Origin of the sequence: Rhizobium sp. Leaf306, assembly GCF_001423425.1 — a bacterium.
GTDB classification, from domain to species: domain Bacteria; phylum Pseudomonadota; class Alphaproteobacteria; order Rhizobiales; family Rhizobiaceae; genus Neorhizobium; species Neorhizobium soli.
Window position 1 is genome coordinate 657,541 of record NZ_LMNX01000001.1, and the last position, 17,640, is coordinate 675,180.

The 17,640-nt window shown below is 63.0% G+C and carries 15 protein-coding genes; 4 read left to right on the top strand and 11 right to left on the bottom strand.

From position 1 onward, the window contains the following. Positions 1 to 40 precede the first annotated feature (40 nt). Both ASG19_RS03140 and ASG19_RS03145 read right to left on the bottom strand, forming a co-directional pair. Positions 41 to 1,396, bottom strand: a complete 1,356-nt coding sequence (locus ASG19_RS03140) for an EAL domain-containing protein (protein WP_062453697.1) — start codon at positions 1,394 to 1,396, stop codon at positions 41 to 43. A gap of 111 nt (positions 1,397 to 1,507) precedes the next feature. Further along, positions 1,508 to 3,190: a response regulator gene (locus ASG19_RS03145; RefSeq protein ID WP_062453698.1), complete on the bottom strand. Its 1,683-nt coding sequence runs from the start codon at positions 3,188 to 3,190 to the stop codon at positions 1,508 to 1,510. Positions 3,191 to 3,516: 326 nt separating this feature from the next. Between ASG19_RS03145 and mutL the strand changes: the two genes are divergently transcribed. Continuing rightward, positions 3,517 to 5,328: a DNA mismatch repair endonuclease MutL gene (gene mutL / locus ASG19_RS03150; protein WP_062453699.1), complete on the top strand. Its 1,812-nt coding sequence runs from the start codon at positions 3,517 to 3,519 to the stop codon at positions 5,326 to 5,328. 79 nt (positions 5,329 to 5,407) lie between these two features. Next, a complete protein-coding gene (locus ASG19_RS03155; RefSeq protein WP_062453700.1) occupies positions 5,408 to 5,641 on the top strand; it encodes a DUF2093 domain-containing protein in 234 nt (77 codons plus the stop codon). A gap of 32 nt (positions 5,642 to 5,673) precedes the next feature. On the opposite strand, the gene lpxK is transcribed toward ASG19_RS03155, so the two are convergent. The 6 genes from lpxK to ASG19_RS03185 all read right to left on the bottom strand — a co-directional run bounded on the left by lpxK (position 5,674) and on the right by ASG19_RS03185 (position 11,424). Then, complete coding sequence (lpxK, locus tag ASG19_RS03160; protein ID WP_062453701.1) at positions 5,674 to 6,714, bottom strand: tetraacyldisaccharide 4'-kinase; 1,041 nt, start codon at positions 6,712 to 6,714, stop codon at positions 5,674 to 5,676. A gap of 3 nt (positions 6,715 to 6,717) precedes the next feature. Beyond that, on the bottom strand, positions 6,718 to 7,476 hold the full coding sequence (locus ASG19_RS03165; protein WP_244476070.1) for an HAD family hydrolase: 759 nt from the start codon (positions 7,474 to 7,476) through the stop codon (positions 6,718 to 6,720). Next, the gene (waaA, locus tag ASG19_RS03170) at positions 7,476 to 8,804 is read right to left on the bottom strand and encodes a lipid IV(A) 3-deoxy-D-manno-octulosonic acid transferase (RefSeq protein ID WP_062453702.1); all 1,329 of its coding nucleotides are present in this window, start codon (positions 8,802 to 8,804) and stop codon (positions 7,476 to 7,478) included. The genes ASG19_RS03165 and waaA overlap by 1 nt, the downstream gene beginning before the upstream one ends. Before the next feature lie 167 nt (positions 8,805 to 8,971). Next, the gene (locus ASG19_RS03175; RefSeq protein WP_062454846.1) at positions 8,972 to 9,208 is read right to left on the bottom strand and encodes a DUF4170 domain-containing protein; all 237 of its coding nucleotides are present in this window, start codon (positions 9,206 to 9,208) and stop codon (positions 8,972 to 8,974) included. Between the two features lie 62 nt (positions 9,209 to 9,270). After that, a complete protein-coding gene (locus tag ASG19_RS03180) occupies positions 9,271 to 10,074 on the bottom strand; it encodes a 3'(2'),5'-bisphosphate nucleotidase CysQ (RefSeq protein ID WP_062453703.1) in 804 nt (267 codons plus the stop codon). A 3-nt stretch (positions 10,075 to 10,077) separates the two neighbouring features. Next, the gene (locus ASG19_RS03185; RefSeq protein WP_062454848.1) at positions 10,078 to 11,424 is read right to left on the bottom strand and encodes a TldD/PmbA family protein; all 1,347 of its coding nucleotides are present in this window, start codon (positions 11,422 to 11,424) and stop codon (positions 10,078 to 10,080) included. 110 nt (positions 11,425 to 11,534) lie between these two features. Here ASG19_RS03185 and ASG19_RS03190 point away from each other — a divergent pair, with 110 nt between their 5' ends. Beyond that, positions 11,535 to 13,343, top strand: a complete 1,809-nt coding sequence (locus tag ASG19_RS03190; RefSeq protein ID WP_062453704.1) for a monovalent cation:proton antiporter-2 (CPA2) family protein — start codon at positions 11,535 to 11,537, stop codon at positions 13,341 to 13,343. Here the strand turns inward: ASG19_RS03190 and ASG19_RS03195 are convergent, their stop codons facing one another. The 3 genes from ASG19_RS03195 to ASG19_RS03205 are packed head-to-tail and all read right to left on the bottom strand — an operon-like array spanning position 13,344 to position 17,029. Further along, positions 13,344 to 14,228: a patatin-like phospholipase family protein gene (locus ASG19_RS03195; protein ID WP_082476170.1), complete on the bottom strand. Its 885-nt coding sequence runs from the start codon at positions 14,226 to 14,228 to the stop codon at positions 13,344 to 13,346. It lies immediately after the preceding gene. 20 nt (positions 14,229 to 14,248) lie between these two features. Continuing rightward, the gene (gene rsmD / locus ASG19_RS03200; protein ID WP_062453705.1) at positions 14,249 to 14,809 is read right to left on the bottom strand and encodes a 16S rRNA (guanine(966)-N(2))-methyltransferase RsmD; all 561 of its coding nucleotides are present in this window, start codon (positions 14,807 to 14,809) and stop codon (positions 14,249 to 14,251) included. A 3-nt stretch (positions 14,810 to 14,812) separates the two neighbouring features. Further along, positions 14,813 to 17,029 (bottom strand): pseudouridine synthase, encoded by a 2,217-nt coding sequence (locus ASG19_RS03205; protein WP_062453706.1) that lies wholly within the window; start codon positions 17,027 to 17,029, stop codon positions 14,813 to 14,815. 144 nt (positions 17,030 to 17,173) lie between these two features. Here ASG19_RS03205 and ASG19_RS03210 point away from each other — a divergent pair, with 144 nt between their 5' ends. After that, positions 17,174 to 17,626 (top strand): nucleoside deaminase, encoded by a 453-nt coding sequence (locus ASG19_RS03210; protein ID WP_062453707.1) that lies wholly within the window; start codon positions 17,174 to 17,176, stop codon positions 17,624 to 17,626. Positions 17,627 to 17,640 lie beyond the last annotated feature (14 nt).

Sequence of the window (17,640 nt, forward strand, 5' to 3'; positions counted from 1 at the left end):
CACTCCGCGCCCTCTCCTCAACGGTGGTGCAGGCGGAAGATCAGTCCCGATCGGGGGTCATGAAGTCGCGGTGATGGGTGCTCAGATACCGCAGCGTCGAGGCCGTATCGGCGGGTCTGCCGTGGTAATAGCCCTGCCCCATGGCACAGCCCAGCGATCGCAGCATTTCCGCTTCTTCCGGCTGCTCGATGCCCTCGGCGACTACTTCCAGTTCCAGACCGTCGCACATGGCGATGATCGCCCTGACGATGTGTCCAGAGGCACGGTCCGAGGTGATGCGGGAGACGAAGGCGCGATCGATCTTGACCTTGTCGAAGGTGAAGTCGCGCAGACGTCCGAGACTGGACTGACCGGTTCCGAAATCATCGAGCGAGATGCGCGCGCCTGCCTTGCGAAGATCCGTGATGATGCGCTCTGCCGTATCGGCCGAGGTCATCACAGCAGTCTCGGTGATCTCGAATTCCAGCCGATGCGGATCGAGCCCGACGCGGGCGAGCGTCGAAAGGATGCTTTCCGTGGTGGTCGGGTCCATCAGCTGGGCAGAGGACAGATTGAAGGACAGGAACAGATCCCGCGGCCAGGACAGCGCTGCCTCGGCCGCCTTGCGCAGCAGGGTTTCCGACAGCGCATCGATGAAACCGCGCTCTTCGGCAAGCGGCACGAAGACGGCGGGCGATACGAAACCGAGATCCTTGTCGTTCCATCTCGCGAGTGCCTCGAACCCGACGACCGATCCATCGTCCAGGCGCACGATAGGCTGGAAATGGACATCCACGGCATCGCTGATGATCGCATGGCGCAGCGCCTGTTCAAGCTGCGTCGCGCGCATCATCTCCTGCGCGATTTCCTGGGAATAGACCGTGATCTGGCCGCGACCGCGGCGTTTGGACCGGTAAAGCGCGGTTTCAGCGCTCTTCAGCAGTTCCTCGAAATGCTCGCCGGCGAAGGGGTAGATGGCAAAGCCGAAGGACGCCGAGAGACGCACATTGCGATCCCCCAGATCATAGGGTGCGGAAAGAACATCCCGGATCATCTGGCCGATCCGTTCGGCACCGGTGCGCTCGAAGACGAGCGGCAGCACGAAGGCAAACTCGTCGCCGTCGTGACGAGTGACCGTTGCGCCATCCGGAATGCAGGCCTTGAGGCGATGCGCCACCTGGCAGAGGATCTCGTCGCCCGCTTCCATACCGAACAGGTCGTTGATCGGCTTGAAACCATCGAGATTGGCAATGCAAACAGTAAACGGGGCGGGATCGGCTGCACGCTCTGCGGCGAGAAGGTGAACCTTGTCGCGCATACGGTGTCGGTTTCCAAGACCCGTAAGCGGGTCGCTATAAGCCTTGGCCTGCAGCTCATGCTGACGGAGCTGCGGCAACGGGTTTTCCGCCAACGTCATAAGTTTATCCGCTTGCACCACATTTGATAGGCGACGATGCGGGACAAAGCTTAACATTTCATAGCGGAACCGTAGCGTTTCGGGATAGCCGCCCGCGCTTCCGATCCATGCTCAAGACAGCATCTGCTGCGAACCGGCAACGACGAGAAATTTCGCGAACAGGGTTTCCAGCACATCGGGACTGATCGGCTTCAGGATCACGTCGTCCATTCCCGATGCAAAGCATTCCTCGCGGTCGCGGTCGAATGCCTGGGCGAGAACGCCGACGATCGGTGTCGACGCCTGCCCTTCTTCCTCGAGCGTGCGGATCGCCCGCGCTGCCTCGAAGCCGTTCAGGGTCGGCAGAGTGACATCCATCAGCACCAGCGAAGGACGAAGCTCGTGCCACATCCTGACCACCTCTTCTCCATCGACCGCAATCGCATAGCGGTACCCGAGGCTTTCGAGGATCTGCGAGAACACGATCTGGTTCACCTCGTTATCTTCAGCAACAAGGATATCGACGCAGGGCTGAGGGTCATCGGGCAGGATCTGCCAGTTGTCTTCTTCGTCCTGTTCGACAGGTCCACGCAACTTGGTCAGTTCGCGGCTGAGGGTGGGAACGAGATGCTCTTCGAGAGCCGCAGCATCGAAGGCCACGACCTGTTTGTCGTAATTTGAGCCGATGGCGCGGCAGGCGGATGCCAGATCGCGATCCGCGACGATGAGATCGACCCTGACCGCGGCGTTGGACACGAGTTCGAGGCAAAGCGCCAGTTCGTGTTCATCAACGACCGAGGATGCCTCGACCTGAAAATCCGCAAGGATCGCCTTCGCGGTTCCGGTGAAAAGCGGGTCGCTTGAAACGATCAGGATCTGGCTTCCGGCGATATCGGGATCCGCGCCCTGCAAAGCGTCCCGCATCTTGCTCTTGCGATGCAGCTTGGCGGAAAACAGATTGGGGTCGTCGAACAGGCGGATAAAGCCACGCCCGTCCTCTTCCACCTCCACCATCCGGGAAATGTCCTGCATGGCGGTGACGAGATAGTACCGGCCCGGCTTGCCGATCCGGTACTTGTTGGCGACGATCACCATCTGCGAGCCATCCGGCCGCGTCAGACGCTCCGGCAGCTGGATCTCTTCGCCGTCTTCCACCACCCGGCGGTTGATACCGTCGAGCCGCTGGGCCAAGGCCGGAGCATGGATGTCGGTCCCCGTGCAGCCGAGCAGCGCTTCGGCGGGGAGATCGTGAAAGCGGCAGGCAGCCTTGTTGACGGCGACGAAGGCGAGATTGGTGTCCTTGACCATGACCGGGAACGGCAGGTTGTCGAGGATATCCTCGGTCAACTGCACACGCTCCATGTCGGCGCGCCACTGCTCTTCGCGCTTGCGCTGTTCGGAAACGTCCCGGAGGATGCAGACGCCGTAGCCCGACGGCAGGCGCCGTTTGGCAAGACTGATCCAGCGATCGGCACCACGGCGCATCAGCGCCTCGTGCCGCTCCTTCCAGAGCGTGGCAATATTGTCGGAAATCCAGTCGTCGCGGCTGAGCAATCGTTTTGTGCCGCCGGTCTCGGACATGAACCGTCCGCCGCCGTCATAGATGGCACCAAGGAGATCGCGCAGCCGTGTACCGGGTGCAAGGACGCTGTCAGGAATGCCGAGAAGGATGGTCAGTTGTTGACCGGCAAAGATCAACAGGTCGTTCTTGTCGTAGACGACAAGGCCGCCTGAGTGCCCACCCGAGATCGCCTCGGAAATCACTTCCATCATCGCAGTCTGAATGTCCGCGTCCGCCGACGCCAAATCATTCATGTGACAAAACCCCCTGTGTGTTCACAGACTCGGCCAATCGCCGGCACCATGCGGTGCAATCCGTCTCAATTAATCAAGTCGGGTAAGACACATGCTGGCTTCAAGTCCTCGAACAAAGGGCCGATCCTCGTGTACGGGTGCCCAGCCGGCCCATACATCGGTTCCTCTGCGGAGAGCTGGCGCTCTCCCGGGTTCATCCTGTTCAACTCAGATTGAATATCGGTTTTCGGTTAAGGCCGAATTAAGATAGGCTTGCTGCAGGGCTTGCAGGGGACAAACCATCCGGCAGCCTTTCCTTCCCGCCGGAAATCCTTGAAAATAGCGCCATGTTCATCAAGCAGCTTTCCGAAACGCTCATCAACCAGATCGCTGCCGGCGAGGTCATCGAGCGACCCGCAAGCGCTGTCAAAGAACTGGTCGAAAACGCCATCGATGCGGGTGCGACGCGCATCGAGATCGCCACGGCGGGCGGTGGCAAGTCTCTTCTGCGCGTCACGGACAATGGATCGGGCATGGAGCCCGCCGATCTCGACCTCGCGATCCGCCGCCACTGCACCTCGAAGATCGCGACGACGCTCGACGATATCAGAACGCTCGGCTTTCGCGGCGAGGCACTGCCGTCGATCGGGTCGGTCGCGAAACTCACGATCACCAGCCGGCGCCAAGGGAGCGACAGCGGCTCGCAGGTGTCGGTGACCGGTGGCAAGACGACCGCGGCGCGGCCGGCACCGGCCAATCCCGGCACGGTGGTGGAAGTTCGCGACATCTTCTTTGCAACGCCGGCACGCCTGAAATTCCTGAAGACCGAACGGGCGGAAGCCGGTGCGATCACCGAAATCGTCAAGCGCATGGCGATCGCTTTTCCGCATGTGCGTTTCGTTCTGTCGGGCTCCGACCGCACCACGCTGGACCTGCCGGCGACCGGCGAGGACCATCTGGCGCGCATGGCGCAGGTTCTCGGGGCCGAGTTTCGCGACAATGCGATCGAGATTGACGCGATGCGCGAGGATGTGGGCCTCACAGGCTTTGTCGGGCTGCCGACGTTCCACCGGGGCAATTCGGGACATCAATACGCCTTCGTCAACGGACGGCCGGTGCAGGACAAGCTCATCCTGTCGGCCATCCGCGGTGCCTATGCGGAGCGGATGCCGTCCGGTCGCTATCCGGTGGCGGTTCTGTCCATCACGCTCGATCCGGCGCTGGTGGATGTCAACGTACACCCGGCCAAGGCCGACGTCCGGTTTCGCGATCCGGGGCTGGTACGCGGGCTGATCGTCGGCGCCATCCGCGAGGCGTTGCACCGCGAGGGCGACCGGGCGAACACGACCGGCGCATCCGGCATGATGCAGGCGTTCAGGCCGGGGTTTTCATCCGGCCACGCCTATCGGCCCCCGACGCCAGCGCCCTGGAGCCCTGCGGCATCGCCGTCCCGGCCGCTGCAGGCACCGTTCGGCTTCGGGGAACGGGCGCAGCAGGGTTTCGACGGTCTAACCATGCCGGCGGCCCGCACGGACGATGCCATATCTGAAACGGTGCATGTCCCGGAGGACCGGCAGCGCCACCGGCTCGGTGCGGCGCGCGCGCAGGTGCACGAGAACTATATCGTCGCCCAGACGGAAAACGGCCTCGTCATCGTCGACCAGCATGCGGCCCATGAAAGGCTGGTCTACGAGGCGCTGCGTCAGGCTTTGAACGACAAGCGGCTGGCGTCCCAGGTTCTGCTCATTCCGGAGATCGTCGATCTGCCGGAAGAGGAATGCGACCGGCTGATGATGCATGCGGAGGAACTCGACCGGCTGGGGCTGGCGGTCGAGCGGTTCGGTCCCGGCGCGGTTGCGGTGCGCGAAACGCCGGCGATGCTTGGCGAAGTTGATGCATCCTCGCTGATCCGCGATCTTGCCGACGAAGTGGCCGAATGGGGCACGGCCGGTGCCCTGCGCGGCAAGTTGGAATATGTCGCGGCCACCATGGCCTGCCATGGCTCGGTGCGCTCAGGGCGCCGGCTTCGGCCCGACGAGATGAATGCGCTTTTGCGCCAGATGGAGGCGACGCCCGGTTCCGGCACCTGCAACCATGGCCGCCCGACCTATATCGAACTTAAGCTGTCCGACATCGAACGCCTGTTCGGGCGGACTTGAAGGCTTGCCATGCGCGGTGTAGGGAATGGCGGCCAAAGGCGCGAGCAATCCGATGTTTTTTCGCAGGAGACGCAGACAGATGAACCGGTTCGAAGGCGGCAGCTTCCGCGAGGCGAAAATCCGGTACCTGGATGGCGACTACCAGATCGTCAGCAGCGGTTCATACGTGATCTGCGCGATGACGGGTGCACAGATCCCGGTCGACGAGCTCAAATACTGGAGCGTGGCGCGGCAGGAAGCCTATGCCGATTGCGCGTCCTCGCTGGAAGCCGACAAGCGCTCCGGCCTGCTGCCGAACCAGAGCCGGGCTTAAGCACAATCAACCGACGCGCGCTTGCGCCCTGATCAGGGTTTAACGCCGTTCTTCAATCGACGTTCGCGAAAACGGGCGAGTGCTGCGTCGATGATCTGGCCGGGCGCCTTCGGATTGTCGAAGATCATCTCCACGTCCACCACCTGTACCCGGTTGAGCAGTTTTTCGGCCGGACCGTGATGACCGACGAGACGCACCGCGTCCTTGGCCGTCGTCACGAGATGGAGACCGTTCCTGTCGGCATCCTCCAGCAGGCTTTCGATTTCATCCGCCGTGAAGAAATGATGGTCCGGGAACGACCGGCGCTCTGAAATCAACCCGCCGACGCTGTTGACCGTGCGGTAAAATTTTTCCGGATCGGCAATCCCGGTAAAGGCGAGAAGATTTGTGCCCGCCAGCGACTGGCCGGGGCTTGGATCGAGTGTCGCGACGTGGACCTGCTTGCCGGCGCGCGATGCCTGGCGCACGATCCTGTCGGCCGCGTCGCCGGTGCCGACCTTGAGGATGGCGGAGGCCTGGCGCATCTGCTCGGCCAGCGGTGCCCGCACGGGACCGCCCGGCACGAGATGGCCGTTGCCGATGCCGCGGACGGAATCGATCACGACAAGCGCGAAATCGATCGAGAGACGGGCGCTCTGGAACCCGTCATCCATGATGATGAGATCGACGCCGTTTTCCGCCAGCATCCTTGCACCATCAACGCGGCGGCGGGAAATGACGGTCATCGCTTCGCGCTCGAGAAGCAGCGCTTCGTCGCCGACGGCTTCGGCTTTGTGTTTGGAACGATCGACCATTGTCGTGACGTCGAGCGATCCGCCATAGCCGCGGGTGAGGAAGCCGGGGGTGAGGCCCTTCGCCTTGGCGGCGCGGGCAAGCGTGATCGCCGTCGGTGTCTTGCCGGCGCCGCCGACGGTGAAGTTTCCGACGCAGATGACCGGCAGGGGCGCCTGCGCCCGCTTCGACTTCGCCATGCGGCGGCCGGAGACGGCACCATAGACGAACGAAACCGGCGACAGCGCCCAGACGCGCCAGTCGGCCTTGGTCCACCAGAAGGGCGGCGCTTCGGAAACCACCGCTCAGCCCGCCGCAGCCGGTGCCGAGACCGGCAGGAGGGCGGCAAAGGCGGAGATATCGTCGAGGCAGAGATCGGCGGCAGTCGACAGCGTCTGGCGCGAACCGGTCCCGGTCAAAACCGCGACCTTGATGCCGGCGCCGGCCGCCTCGCCCATATGCATGTCGTGATTGTTGTCGCCGACCATCGCCACCTGTTCCGGTTCGAGACCGACGACCTCGCAGAATTTCAGGAACATGCCGGGTTTGGGCTTCACACCAAAACCGCTGTCATAGCCGCAGATGAAATCGACATGATCGATAAAGCCGAAACGGATCGCCGTCTGGCGGATGGCTTCCTCATTGTCGCTGGAGGCGATGCCGAGCTTCAGGCCGCGTGCCTTCAGCGCGCCGAAGAAGGCGGCGAGATCGGTGACCGGAACGGAATATTCGGCAGAGCGAACGAAGAGTGCATCGAGCTGACGGGTGAGATCTGCCACATCCATGGGGGCGCCTGCGGACACGAAACCTGCGGCGATCTCGGCGGCATTGCCGGCCGCAAGCAGGCTATCGGCACGGGTGTGGCCGGATACGGGATCCATGCCGCCGGCTTGCAGGAGGCGCATTTCGAGATCCGCATCGCCGCCCGACGCGATGCGGGCCGCTTCGCGGTTCACCGGGCCCCAGCTCGCATCATAGTGCAAAAGCGTGCCGTCCTTGTCGAACAGGATGCCGGCGATATGCGAGAAGTCCATATCCGCCACGTCGCTTGTCGCCCCGGCCATCAGCGTGCAGCACCGGCGGCGGCTGTCTTCGGCTGAAGTCTGGCGCTGACGGTCAGCGGATTGACGTAAGGTTCGAGCGCCTTGACGGTCTTGGCCAACGCGCCGCGCATTTCGTCCATCGCGTCATGGCCGGCTTCGACCATCTTGCGGCGGGCAAGGTCGTTGATCATCAGGTAATGCACGGCCTTTGCTAGCATTTCGACATCGCGGACCATCCGGGCACCGCCCTTCTTGACGAGATGCTGGTAGGCATCGCGGAAATTGTCGATGTTCGGGCCGGACAGAACGGCAGATCCGAGCATGGCCGGCTCCAGCGGGTTCTGGCCGCCCTCGTTGGTCAACGACTTGCCGACGAAGGAGATTTCGGTCAGCCGCAGATAGAGACCCATTTCGCCGATGGAATCGCCGAGGAAAATATCGGTTTCCGGCGTGATCGTGTCGTTGCGCGAGCGGCGGGCGACGGTGAGCCCCTCCGCCTTCAGCATCTCCTCGATCGCATCTGCGCGATCCGGATGACGGGGCACGAGGATGGTCAACAGGTTGCTTTTCGGCTTCAGCGCCCGATGCACGGTGGCGGCGGCCTTTTCCTCGCCATCGAACGTGGAGATCGCAGCCCAGGTCTTGCGCTCGCCGATTTCGGCCTTGTAGCGGGCCAGAAGCTCCTCGTCACATGGCGGCGGGTCGGTATCGGTCTTGAGGTTGCCGGACACGATCACCGGCCAGGCGCCGAGATCACGGAAACGCTCCGCATCGAGATCGGACTGGGCCACCACGAGGGCCAGCTTTTCGAACAGCGCTTCGGCGATGGTATTATGATTGTGCCAGCGCGTGAACGAGCGATCGGAGAGGCGTGCATTGACGCGGATCTGCGGGATGCGACGCCGCGCCAGCTCGGCCACCGTCGTCGGCCAGATTTCGGACTCGGCCGTAATGCACGCATCCGGCTTCCAGTAGGAGACAAAGCGCTTGATGGAGAATTTCAGATCGAACGGCACATATTGATGAATGACTTCATCGCCGAGCCTGGCATCGACCAGTGCTGCGGATGTAACGGTCCCTGTCGTCAGCAGGACATGGATCTCGCGACGGCGAAGTTCGCGGATCAGCGGCATGATCGACATGGTTTCGCCGACGCTTGCGGCATGAACCCAGACCAGCGGTCCGCGCGGGCGCGGCAGGCTGGCATAGCCGAGCCTTTCGAGACGGCGCGAGGAATCTTCCTTGCCCTTCATCGACCGGTACGTGAGGTACGGCCCGGCAAAGGGATAAAGCGCGATGCCGGCCAGGCGGTATCCCGCCAGGGCCATGCGAGCCATACTGCCGCTCATCGCTTTTGCCCCCACTGCATGATGGCCGTCATCAATCCCGGTCGTCCTTCTGATATCGTATCAGTCGCCGAATTTCTGTCATGCACAAATGCGTCAAAAAGGGGTCCCGGACCCTATGTTCCAGACCTTGGCATTTCGAAACCTGGCAGATCAGGCTTGCTTCAGCGTTACTTGGGGCCTGGCTCGAGCAGGCGATGCATGTGAACGATGAAATAGCGCATCTGGGCGTTGTCGACCGTCTGCTGTGCCTTGCTGCGCCAGGCCGTCAGGGCCGTTGCATAATCGGGATAGATGCCGACGATATCCAGCGCCGCAAGATCCTTGAACTGAACCTCTTCGAGGCTCGAAAGTTCGCCACCGAAAACCAGATGCAGAAGCTGTTTCTTGTCAGTCGTCGCGGTCATGTCCATCCTGTCCCGTTTATCCTCTCCGCCCGATCCTCATCTGCGGCATTACGCCACAAAGGTCAAGCGGCCGGAAATCGCTGGATCTGCGGCAATAGCCGTTCCAGTGCATGCTCTGCGCCAGCCACCAGCATCTCGTGGCGGACCTGCCGCCGGTTGTAGGTGAGCGGGCTTCCCGCAAGGTCGGTCAACCGGCCGCCTGCGCATTCCAGGATAAGGTCGGCGGCGGCGAGATCCCAGTCATGCGAGTTGCGCTTGACGACGGTGCCATCGAGGCGTCCGTCCGCGACCATCGCCAACCGGTAGGCGAGCGACGGGATATGCCGATGGCGTTCGACATGGCTGCGGAACGGCAGATCAAATTTCTTCACAAGGTTTTCATCGGCAGCGATCACAAGCTTATCATGATCATCCTTGGTAACAGAGATCGGCGCACCGTTGCGGATCGCCTGACCGCCCTTGACGGCAAAGAACTCCTCGCCGAGCGCCGGCGCGACCAGAACACCCGCCACGGGTCGGCCTCGATGGACGACGGCGACCGAGACGCACCAGGTCTTTTCGCCATTGATGAAGGCGCGGGTGCCGTCGATCGGATCCACCACGAACAGCGTGTCGAGTGAAAGCCTGGCGTCGTCGTCATCCGTTTCTTCCGAGAGCCAGCCGTAATTGGGACGGGCGGTCAGAAGCAGGCTCTGGAGAATGTCGTTTGCCGCAAAGTCTGCGGCACTGACGGGCGACGAGCCCTCGTTTTTCCACCAGACTTCCGGCGACTGGCCGAAAAAGCCATGCGCGATCTCGCCGGCCTGACGGGCGGCATCGCGGATCAGGTCCAGATCTTCAAGCCATTGCCCTTCCGCGCCAGCCATCGGTCAGCGTCCTGCCAGCGTCATGCCTTCGATGGCGATCGTCGGAGAGGCCGTGCCGAACTTGCGGTCGATATCGTTTGCCGGCGTCATCCGCATGAACATGTCCTTCAGGTTGGAGGCGATCGTCACTTCGGACACCGGATAGGCAAGCTCGCCGTTCTCGATCCAGAAGCCGGTCGCGCCGCGCGAATACTCGCCGGTGATCATGTTGACGCCCTGGCCGATCAGTTCGGTGATGTAGAAACCGGTGCCGATCTGGCGGACCAGGTCTTCAGGCGAAATGTCGCCCGGTTCGAGCGCGAGGTTGGTGGAGGCCGGGGTAACGGATGTGCCGCCGCGCACGCCGCGGCCGTTGGTCGGGAACCCGATTTCGCGGCCGGTCGAGGTGGAGAGGAACCAGTGGTTCAGCACGCCGTCCTCGATCATCACGAGACGCTCGCCCTTCACACCCTCGCCATCGAAGGGGCGCGAGGAAGAACCGCGCACGATCAAGGGATCGTCGGTGATGTTAAGGCCTGATTTCAGAACCTGCTGGCCCATCTTGTCGCGCAGGAACGATGTCTTGCGGGCAACAGATCCGCCGTTGATGGCGCCGGCGATATGGCTGACAAAGCCGCGCGCGATGCGGGGTTCGAAGACGACGGTGACATTGCTGCCGGTATCGACCTGGCGCGGATTGATGCGCTTGACCACCCGCTCGCCGGCCCGCCGGCCGATCAGCTTCGGATCGTCGAGATCGGCTGCAAACAGACGGCTGTCGAAATCGTAGTCGCGCTCCATCTTCGTGCCCTCGCCGGCGATGACGCTGACGGAGCGGCCGAAGCGGCTGGCCATATAGGCGCCGGAAAATCCGTGCGACGTGACGAGAACCATTCCGCCCATGCCGGAAGAGGCGCCGGATCCCGACGAATTGGTGACGCCTGCGACATCGAGCGCTGCCTGTTCCATCTCGAGCGCCACGTCCCGCATCGTATCGGCGGAGACTTCGGTCGGATCGAACAGGTCGAGATCGGGGTAATCTCTCGCAAGGTCCTTTTCATCCGCGAGGCAGGCGAAGGGATCCTCGGGCGAGACCTTTGCCATGGCGACTGCGCGTTCGGCCAGCACCTTCAGATCGAAACCCGGATTGGCGGAAACGCTTGCAACCTTGTTGCCGACGAAGACACGCAGCGAGAAATCGTCGCTTTCCGAGGATTCGGTTCCCTCCACCTTTCCGAGCCGGACGCTGACCGAACTGGAGCGGGAGCGGACGACCACCGCATCCGCCTTGTCGGCTCCCGCCGCCTTGGCCAGATCGATCAGTTCGCCGGCACGCGCCAGAAGGGAGGCGGAATCGATTTGCGAGGTCATGTTTGCAAGCCTTTCGTTTGCACACCATTTATTGTGCACCGACCAAAGCATCAAGGGCAGCGCTCCGATTCCCCGGTTGACCTTCCGCATTCCCGACCCGAAAGTGCCCCATGACTGCAAACGGCTCCCACTTTACCGAAATGTTGATGCTGCTTGCCGGTGCGGTGATCGCCGCCCCGCTGTTTCGCAGGCTCGGTCTTGGCACCGTGCTTGGATATCTCGCGGCCGGCATCCTGATCGGTCCGGTGCTGCAACAGGTGACCGATACGCAGGAAGTGCTGCATGTCGCGGAATTCGGCGTCGTGTTCCTGCTCTTCGTCATCGGGCTGGAGCTGAAACCCTCGCGTCTGTGGCAGATGCGGGCCGATGTGTTCGGGCTTGGGCCGGCGCAGGTGGCGATATCGGGTGGCATCCTGAGCGGGTTCGCCTACCTGTCGGAAATGGCGGACTGGCGCGGCAGCCTGATGATCGGCTTCGGGCTTGCCCTGTCGTCCACCGCCTTTGCGCTGCAGATCCTCAATGACACAGGTGAGATGAACAGCCGCTACGGGCAGCGCTCCTTCTCCGTTCTCTTGTTCCAGGATCTCGCGATCGTGCCGCTTCTGGCGTTGATCACAATCCTGGCACCCGGCACCAGCGAGGCAGCCGCCACCCCGATGCTGGACTTTGCAATCGCTGTCGCTGCCGTGGGCGCCATGGTAATTGCCGGCAAGTACCTGCTGACACCGATGTTCCAGATCATTGCCAGCAGCGGTGCCCGCGAGGTGATGATTGCCGCCGCCCTTCTCGTCGTGCTCGGTTCGGCGGCTGCGATGCAGGCCGTCGGTCTGTCGATGGCGATGGGTGCTTTCCTCTCCGGCGTCATGCTGGCGGAATCCTCCTATCGGCACGAGCTGGAAGCGGATATCGAACCCTTCCGCGGCCTGCTTCTGGCGCTGTTCTTCGTCGCTGTCGGGCTTTCGCTCGAAGTCCAGGTGATCTTCGAAAACCTTGCCTTCCTGATCCCGGCCGTTGCCGTGTTCATGGGTGTGAAGGCGGCCGTGGTCTACGCTCTCTCGCGCCTGTGGGGTTCGCCGCCCAATGACGCCCTGAAGATCGCGTTCCTGTTGCCGCAGGGTGGCGAATTCGGCTTCGTGCTGTTTACCACCGCAACCGCCGCGGGCCTCCTCTCTTCCGCCACCGCTTCGCTTCTGATTGCCGGCGTGACGCTGTCGATGGCGCTGACGCCGCTTGGCTCGGCGCTTGCTAGGCGCCTGCAGAAGAGCGAGACGCGCGAACATCTGGAGGAGGATTTCGAAGGCGCCGGAGCCGATGTGCTGATGATCGGCTTTTCCCGTTTCGGCCAGATCGCCGCGCAGATCCTGCTTGCCGGCGGCAGTTCCGTGACTGTCATCGACGACAGTCCCGAGCGTATCCGGCAGGCGGCGAATTTCGGCTTCCGGATCTATTTCGGCGATGGTGCCCGCAAGGACGTTCTGATCGCGTCCGGTATCGAGAAGACGAAGATCGTTGTGGTCGCGACGCAGAAACGGGAAACGACGGACCGGATCGTCGACCTGATTGCGTCGGAATTTCCCGATGTGCGCCTGTTCGTGCGGTCCTACGACCGGGTTCATTCGCTGGCGCTACGCGAAAAGAACGTCGAATACGAGTTGCGCGAAACGCTGGAGTCCGGGCTGCTGTTCGGGCGACGGACGCTGGAAGCGCTCGGCATGAGCGAGGCTGCCGCCTCCGAGATCGGCGACGACATCCGCCGTCGCGACGAGGAACGGCTGCAGGTTCAGGCCGTGCAGGGTTTGGGCGCCGGCCGCGAGATGCTCTTCAACAGTCCCGTTCGCCCCGAGCCGCTGATCAAGCCGAAACGCACCGGCAAAAGCCCGGAGGAAAAGGCTTCCGGTGTTTCGATCGGCAAGTGGTGATCAGGCAGCCCTTTCCAGAGCCTCGATCGCCCGCTTCAGCTCTTCTCTTGTGCCTTCTGAGGCTTCGAGGATGTCGCGCGCCTTAAAGAAATCCATTACGCCGAAGCGATTGACGCTGGGACGCAGGAAGATGTGCGGCGGATTGAGTTTCAGCTTGAGGGCGATGCTGGCCTGCATGGTGAGCTGGCTTGCGCCGAACAGGCTGTCGAAGCGGTTGGGCGGATGCAGGCCATCGCCTTCCGGCGCGCCGACCACATCGATGCCGATCACCACGTCGGCGAGATCCATCAACTGCTCGTAAGGGACGGGATTGAAGACGCCGCCATCGATCATGATGCGGTTGTTGACCCTGACCGGCATGAACAGGCCGGGAATGGCGGCAGAGGCCGCGATCGCCTTGCGCAGATTGCCCGTCTCGAGGATCACCTCCGCCTGGCCATAATAATCGGTGGCGGAGATCTTCAAGGGTATGACGAGATCGGCGAAATCCTGGGGGATCTGGCTCGGCAGGAAGGCCTCGAGGATCGGCTCCAGATTGAAGTGACCGAAGCGAAATCCGCCGAGTGCATCCCGCATCGTCGACGGGCCGAGACCCCAGAGCCGGTTCACCAGCGAGCCGCGGTTGCCGACGGTCTCGACGGTATAGTCGCGGATCTCGCGGCCCGACATGCCCGATGCCATGGCGGCACCCATGATCGCGCCGATCGAAGAGCCGGAAATTGCTACCGGCCGGATGCCGAGTTCGTCCAGCGCTTCGATGACGTGGATATGGGAAATGCCGCGGGCGCCGCCGCCGCCGAAGGCGACCGCATAGCGCAGATCGCCCTTCTTCCGGCCAACGCGATCCGCTGTCTCATGATCAGCAAGGGTCAGCCTCGTGCTCATGATCGGCCTCTCCCGCTCGCTCAGGCCGGTTCGTAGCGGAAGAAATCCATCCGCGTATCGCCGAAGGTTCGGCTTTCGAGCAGTTTGAAGGCCGGATCGACGGCAACCGTGACATCGGCGCGTTCTTCCAGGATCGCGAGTGCGCCGGGCACCAGCCAGCCGCCGACATGGGCTGCAAACAGAGCCCCCTCGCCCAGCTTCTGGCCATAGGGCGGATCGGCGAAGAGGAAGTTGTAGGGTTCCAGCGTTCCGACTGGCCCAAGCTTGGTGGCATCGCGCCGCAGGATGCGGGCGCGACCATGCAGGCCGAAACTGTCGATGTTCTCCCACAGGAGACCGCGACCTTCGACACCGTTTTCAACGAACAGCGCATGACGGCAGCCGCGCGAGACGGCTTCCAGTCCGACGGCACCGGTGCCGGCGAAGAGATCGATCACCCGCGTGCCATCCAGCGCCTGCGGATAGACATGGCCGATGATATTGAACAGGCTTTCGCGCGTCCGGTCGATGGTCGGCCGGATCGCGCTGGTTTTCGGCGTGGCGAGCGTGCGGCCGCGGAATTCACCCCCTACGATGCGCACGGATCAGCCTCTCGGGGTCCGCGGTTTTCCACCCGGGCCGCCTGAGCGAGCGCCAGCCGGACGTCCGCCGGGCTTGCCACCCGAGGGACGGCCACCCGATGGTTTGCCGCCGAAGCCGGGCTTGCCACCGCTCGGCTTGCCACCGAAGGATTTGCCGGCAGGCCGTGCACCCCTGGGCTTATCGCCGAATGCAGGCTTGTCACCGAAGGGACGATCCGAACGCGGACGATCGGGACGGCTTTCGCCAGCATTGAACGAGCGTGCGGGACGATCACCATCCTCGCGCGGACGACGATCAGTGCTTGGCCGGTCACGCGTTGGACGGTCACCCGTCGGGCGATCACCGCGCGCAGGCCTGTCACCATAAGGACGATCCGAGCGCGGACGATCGGAGCGGCCTTCGCCGGCGTTAAAGGCACGGGCGGGACGGTCACCATCCTGACGCGGGCGACGGTCGCCGGTTGGGCGGTCTCCGGTCGGGCGGTCTCCACGGGAAGGACGATCCCCAAACGAACGCTCGCCGCGGGGCTTGTCGCCATAGGGACGATCGCCGCTTTCGCGCGGCTTGCGGTCGCCAAAGGAGCGCTCGCCTCTCGGGCTGTCACCGCGGGGGCTATCGCTGCGAGGTCTGTCGCTTCTCGGCTTGTCGCCACGGGGTTTGTCACCGCGGGGTTTGTCACCGAAGGAACGCTTGGCGCCGAATTCGCCCTTTTCCGGCTCCGGCGGAGAATCCGCACGGATCCAGTCGGCGTCGTCATCGGCGCGCTTCACGATCACGCGGCGGTCATTTTCGGGCACCTGTTTCCTGAACAGCTGCTCTGCCTGCGCACGAGCGGAAACCGCCCGGACGCTGCCGTCGGCGTTTGGACGCGCACCCGGCGCCATCCAGACATTGGCGGTGCGGCTGGTGCCCATCGGCGGACGCTTCTTCGGCTTTTCGTCGCCGAGATCGCGGTCATTGGACTTGAAGCCCGGCTTTGCGCCGAACTTGCCCTCGGGCTTGCCACCAAATTTGCCGGCCGGCTTTTCGGAGAACTTGCGTTCGGTCGCCTTGGTATCGAGACGGCCGAGCGAGCGCTCGCGTCTGTCCTCGTCGCGAGGACGTGCCGGGCGGTCCGCCGGGCTCGACCATTCGGAGCGGGAGGAACGTGCCGGCTTCTCGTCTTCAGAGGCAGCAGGCGTTTCGTTATAGATCGGCGCGTCGAAATTCGCCTTCGCTTCTTCGATCAGGCGCGGACCGAGCTGGTCGCGCAGCGTGCGGCCGCGCACTTCCATGACCTCGCCTTCCGGCAGGTCGCCGAGCTGGAACGGGCCGTAGGAGATACGGATCAGGCGGTTGACCTCGAGGCCGAGCGCGCCGAGGACGTTCTTGATCTCGCGGTTCTTGCCTTCGCGAAGACCCATGGTGATCCAGACGTTGCGGCCCTGCGAACGGTCGAGCGTGGCTTCGATCGAGCCGTAGAGAACGCCATCGACGGCAATGCCGTCCTTCAGCTTGTCGAGCGCTTCCTGATCCACCTCGCCATGGGCGCGGACGCGGTAGCGACGCAGCCAGCCGGTGGTCGGAAGTTCCAGCACGCGCGACAGACCGCCGTCGTTGGTCAGAAGCAGCAGGCCTTCGGTATTGATGTCGAGACGACCGATGGAGAGCACCCGCGGCAGTTCGCCGGGCAGGTTTTCAAACACGGTCTGACGTCCTTCCGGATCGGAATTCGTCGTCACCAGGCCGCCGGGCTTATGGTAGAGCCACAGGCGCGTGCGCTCGACACCGCGGATCGGCACGCCATCCACCTCGATCGCATCGTCGAAGGTGACGTTGACGACAGGCGTATCGAGAACCTTGCCGTTGAGCGACACACGGCCATCCATGATCATCCGCTCGATATCGCGGCGGGACGCCACGCCGACGCGGGCAAGGATCTTGGAAATACGCTCGGGCTTACCATCCGACGCTGCCGTTTCGGCAGAGGCTGCCTGACGGCGCATCGGCTTTGCCGGCTTGTCGGCGGCAGCGTTTTCGCCACGGGGCTTTTCAGCGCGCGGCGCAACGGAGCGCGGACGTTCTGAGCGGGGCGCGTCGGAACCGGGCTTTGCGGGCGCCCGTTTCTTGAAGCCCGTCCCCGTCTTTGTCTTGCCGGCTGCAGCATCTGCAGATTTCGGCTTGATCTCGCGGATGAAGGTTTTGGCTTCGCCGCGCTTCGGCTTGTCTTTTGAAGTCATTTGTTGTTTGCCTGAAGCATGATGTCTACGGAAACGAACCGGACATTCGTGTTCGTGGATGGTGATGAAACACGCGCACAGCGCGCTTCGTGTTGAATGCTTCCTACCAGTTCATGCGAGCCGGGTTAAGAGGAAATCGCGGAAATGCCCAAGAGCGACGGTTTCATGGATGCCGCACTCACAGAAGCCAGGCTTGCAGCGGCACAGGGCGAAGTTCCCGTGGGTGCCGTGCTGGTCATGGACGGCCAGATTATCGCCAGATCCGGCAACCTGACCCGCACCAAGAACGACGTGACGGCGCATGCCGAGATTGCGGTTATCCGGGCTGCGGCCGGGGTTCTCGGCCAGGAACGGCTTAGTGGTGCCGATCTTTACGTGACGCTGGAACCATGCACCATGTGTGCGGCGGCGATTTCGTTCGCGCGAATTCGCCGGCTGTATTACGGCGCGGGAGATCCGAAGGGTGGCGCTGTCGAAAATGGCGTGCGCTTCTTTGCGCAGCCGAGCTGCCATCATGCGCCGGATGTCTATTCCGGGCTCGGAGAGCGGGAAGCCGCCGACATTCTGACAGGCTTCTTTCGCTCACGCCGGGATTAAGCAACACACGAGGT

Coding starts and splice junctions, on each gene's coding strand:
- ASG19_RS03175 (WP_062454846.1), bottom strand. CDS start 9,208: ATGACCGCGACGACTGACAAGAAACAGCTTCTGCATCTGGTTTTCGGT.
- ASG19_RS03185 (WP_062454848.1), bottom strand. CDS start 11,424: ATGACCTCGCAAATCGATTCCGCCTCCCTTCTGGCGCGTGCCGGCGAA.
- ASG19_RS03140 (WP_062453697.1), bottom strand. CDS start 1,396: ATGACGTTGGCGGAAAACCCGTTGCCGCAGCTCCGTCAGCATGAGCTG.
- ASG19_RS03180 (WP_062453703.1), bottom strand. CDS start 10,074: ATGGCTGGCGCGGAAGGGCAATGGCTTGAAGATCTGGACCTGATCCGC.
- waaA (WP_062453702.1), bottom strand. CDS start 8,804: ATGAGCGGCAGTATGGCTCGCATGGCCCTGGCGGGATACCGCCTGGCC.
- ASG19_RS03155 (WP_062453700.1), top strand. CDS start 5,408: ATGAACCGGTTCGAAGGCGGCAGCTTCCGCGAGGCGAAAATCCGGTAC.
- ASG19_RS03165 (WP_244476070.1), bottom strand. CDS start 7,476: ATGGCCGGGGCGACAAGCGACGTGGCGGATATGGACTTCTCGCATATC.
- ASG19_RS03145 (WP_062453698.1), bottom strand. CDS start 3,190: ATGAATGATTTGGCGTCGGCGGACGCGGACATTCAGACTGCGATGATG.
- ASG19_RS03190 (WP_062453704.1), top strand. CDS start 11,535: ATGACTGCAAACGGCTCCCACTTTACCGAAATGTTGATGCTGCTTGCC.
- ASG19_RS03205 (WP_062453706.1), bottom strand. CDS start 17,029: ATGACTTCAAAAGACAAGCCGAAGCGCGGCGAAGCCAAAACCTTCATC.
- mutL (WP_062453699.1), top strand. CDS start 3,517: ATGTTCATCAAGCAGCTTTCCGAAACGCTCATCAACCAGATCGCTGCC.
- ASG19_RS03210 (WP_062453707.1), top strand. CDS start 17,174: ATGCCCAAGAGCGACGGTTTCATGGATGCCGCACTCACAGAAGCCAGG.
- ASG19_RS03195 (WP_082476170.1), bottom strand. CDS start 14,228: ATGAGCACGAGGCTGACCCTTGCTGATCATGAGACAGCGGATCGCGTT.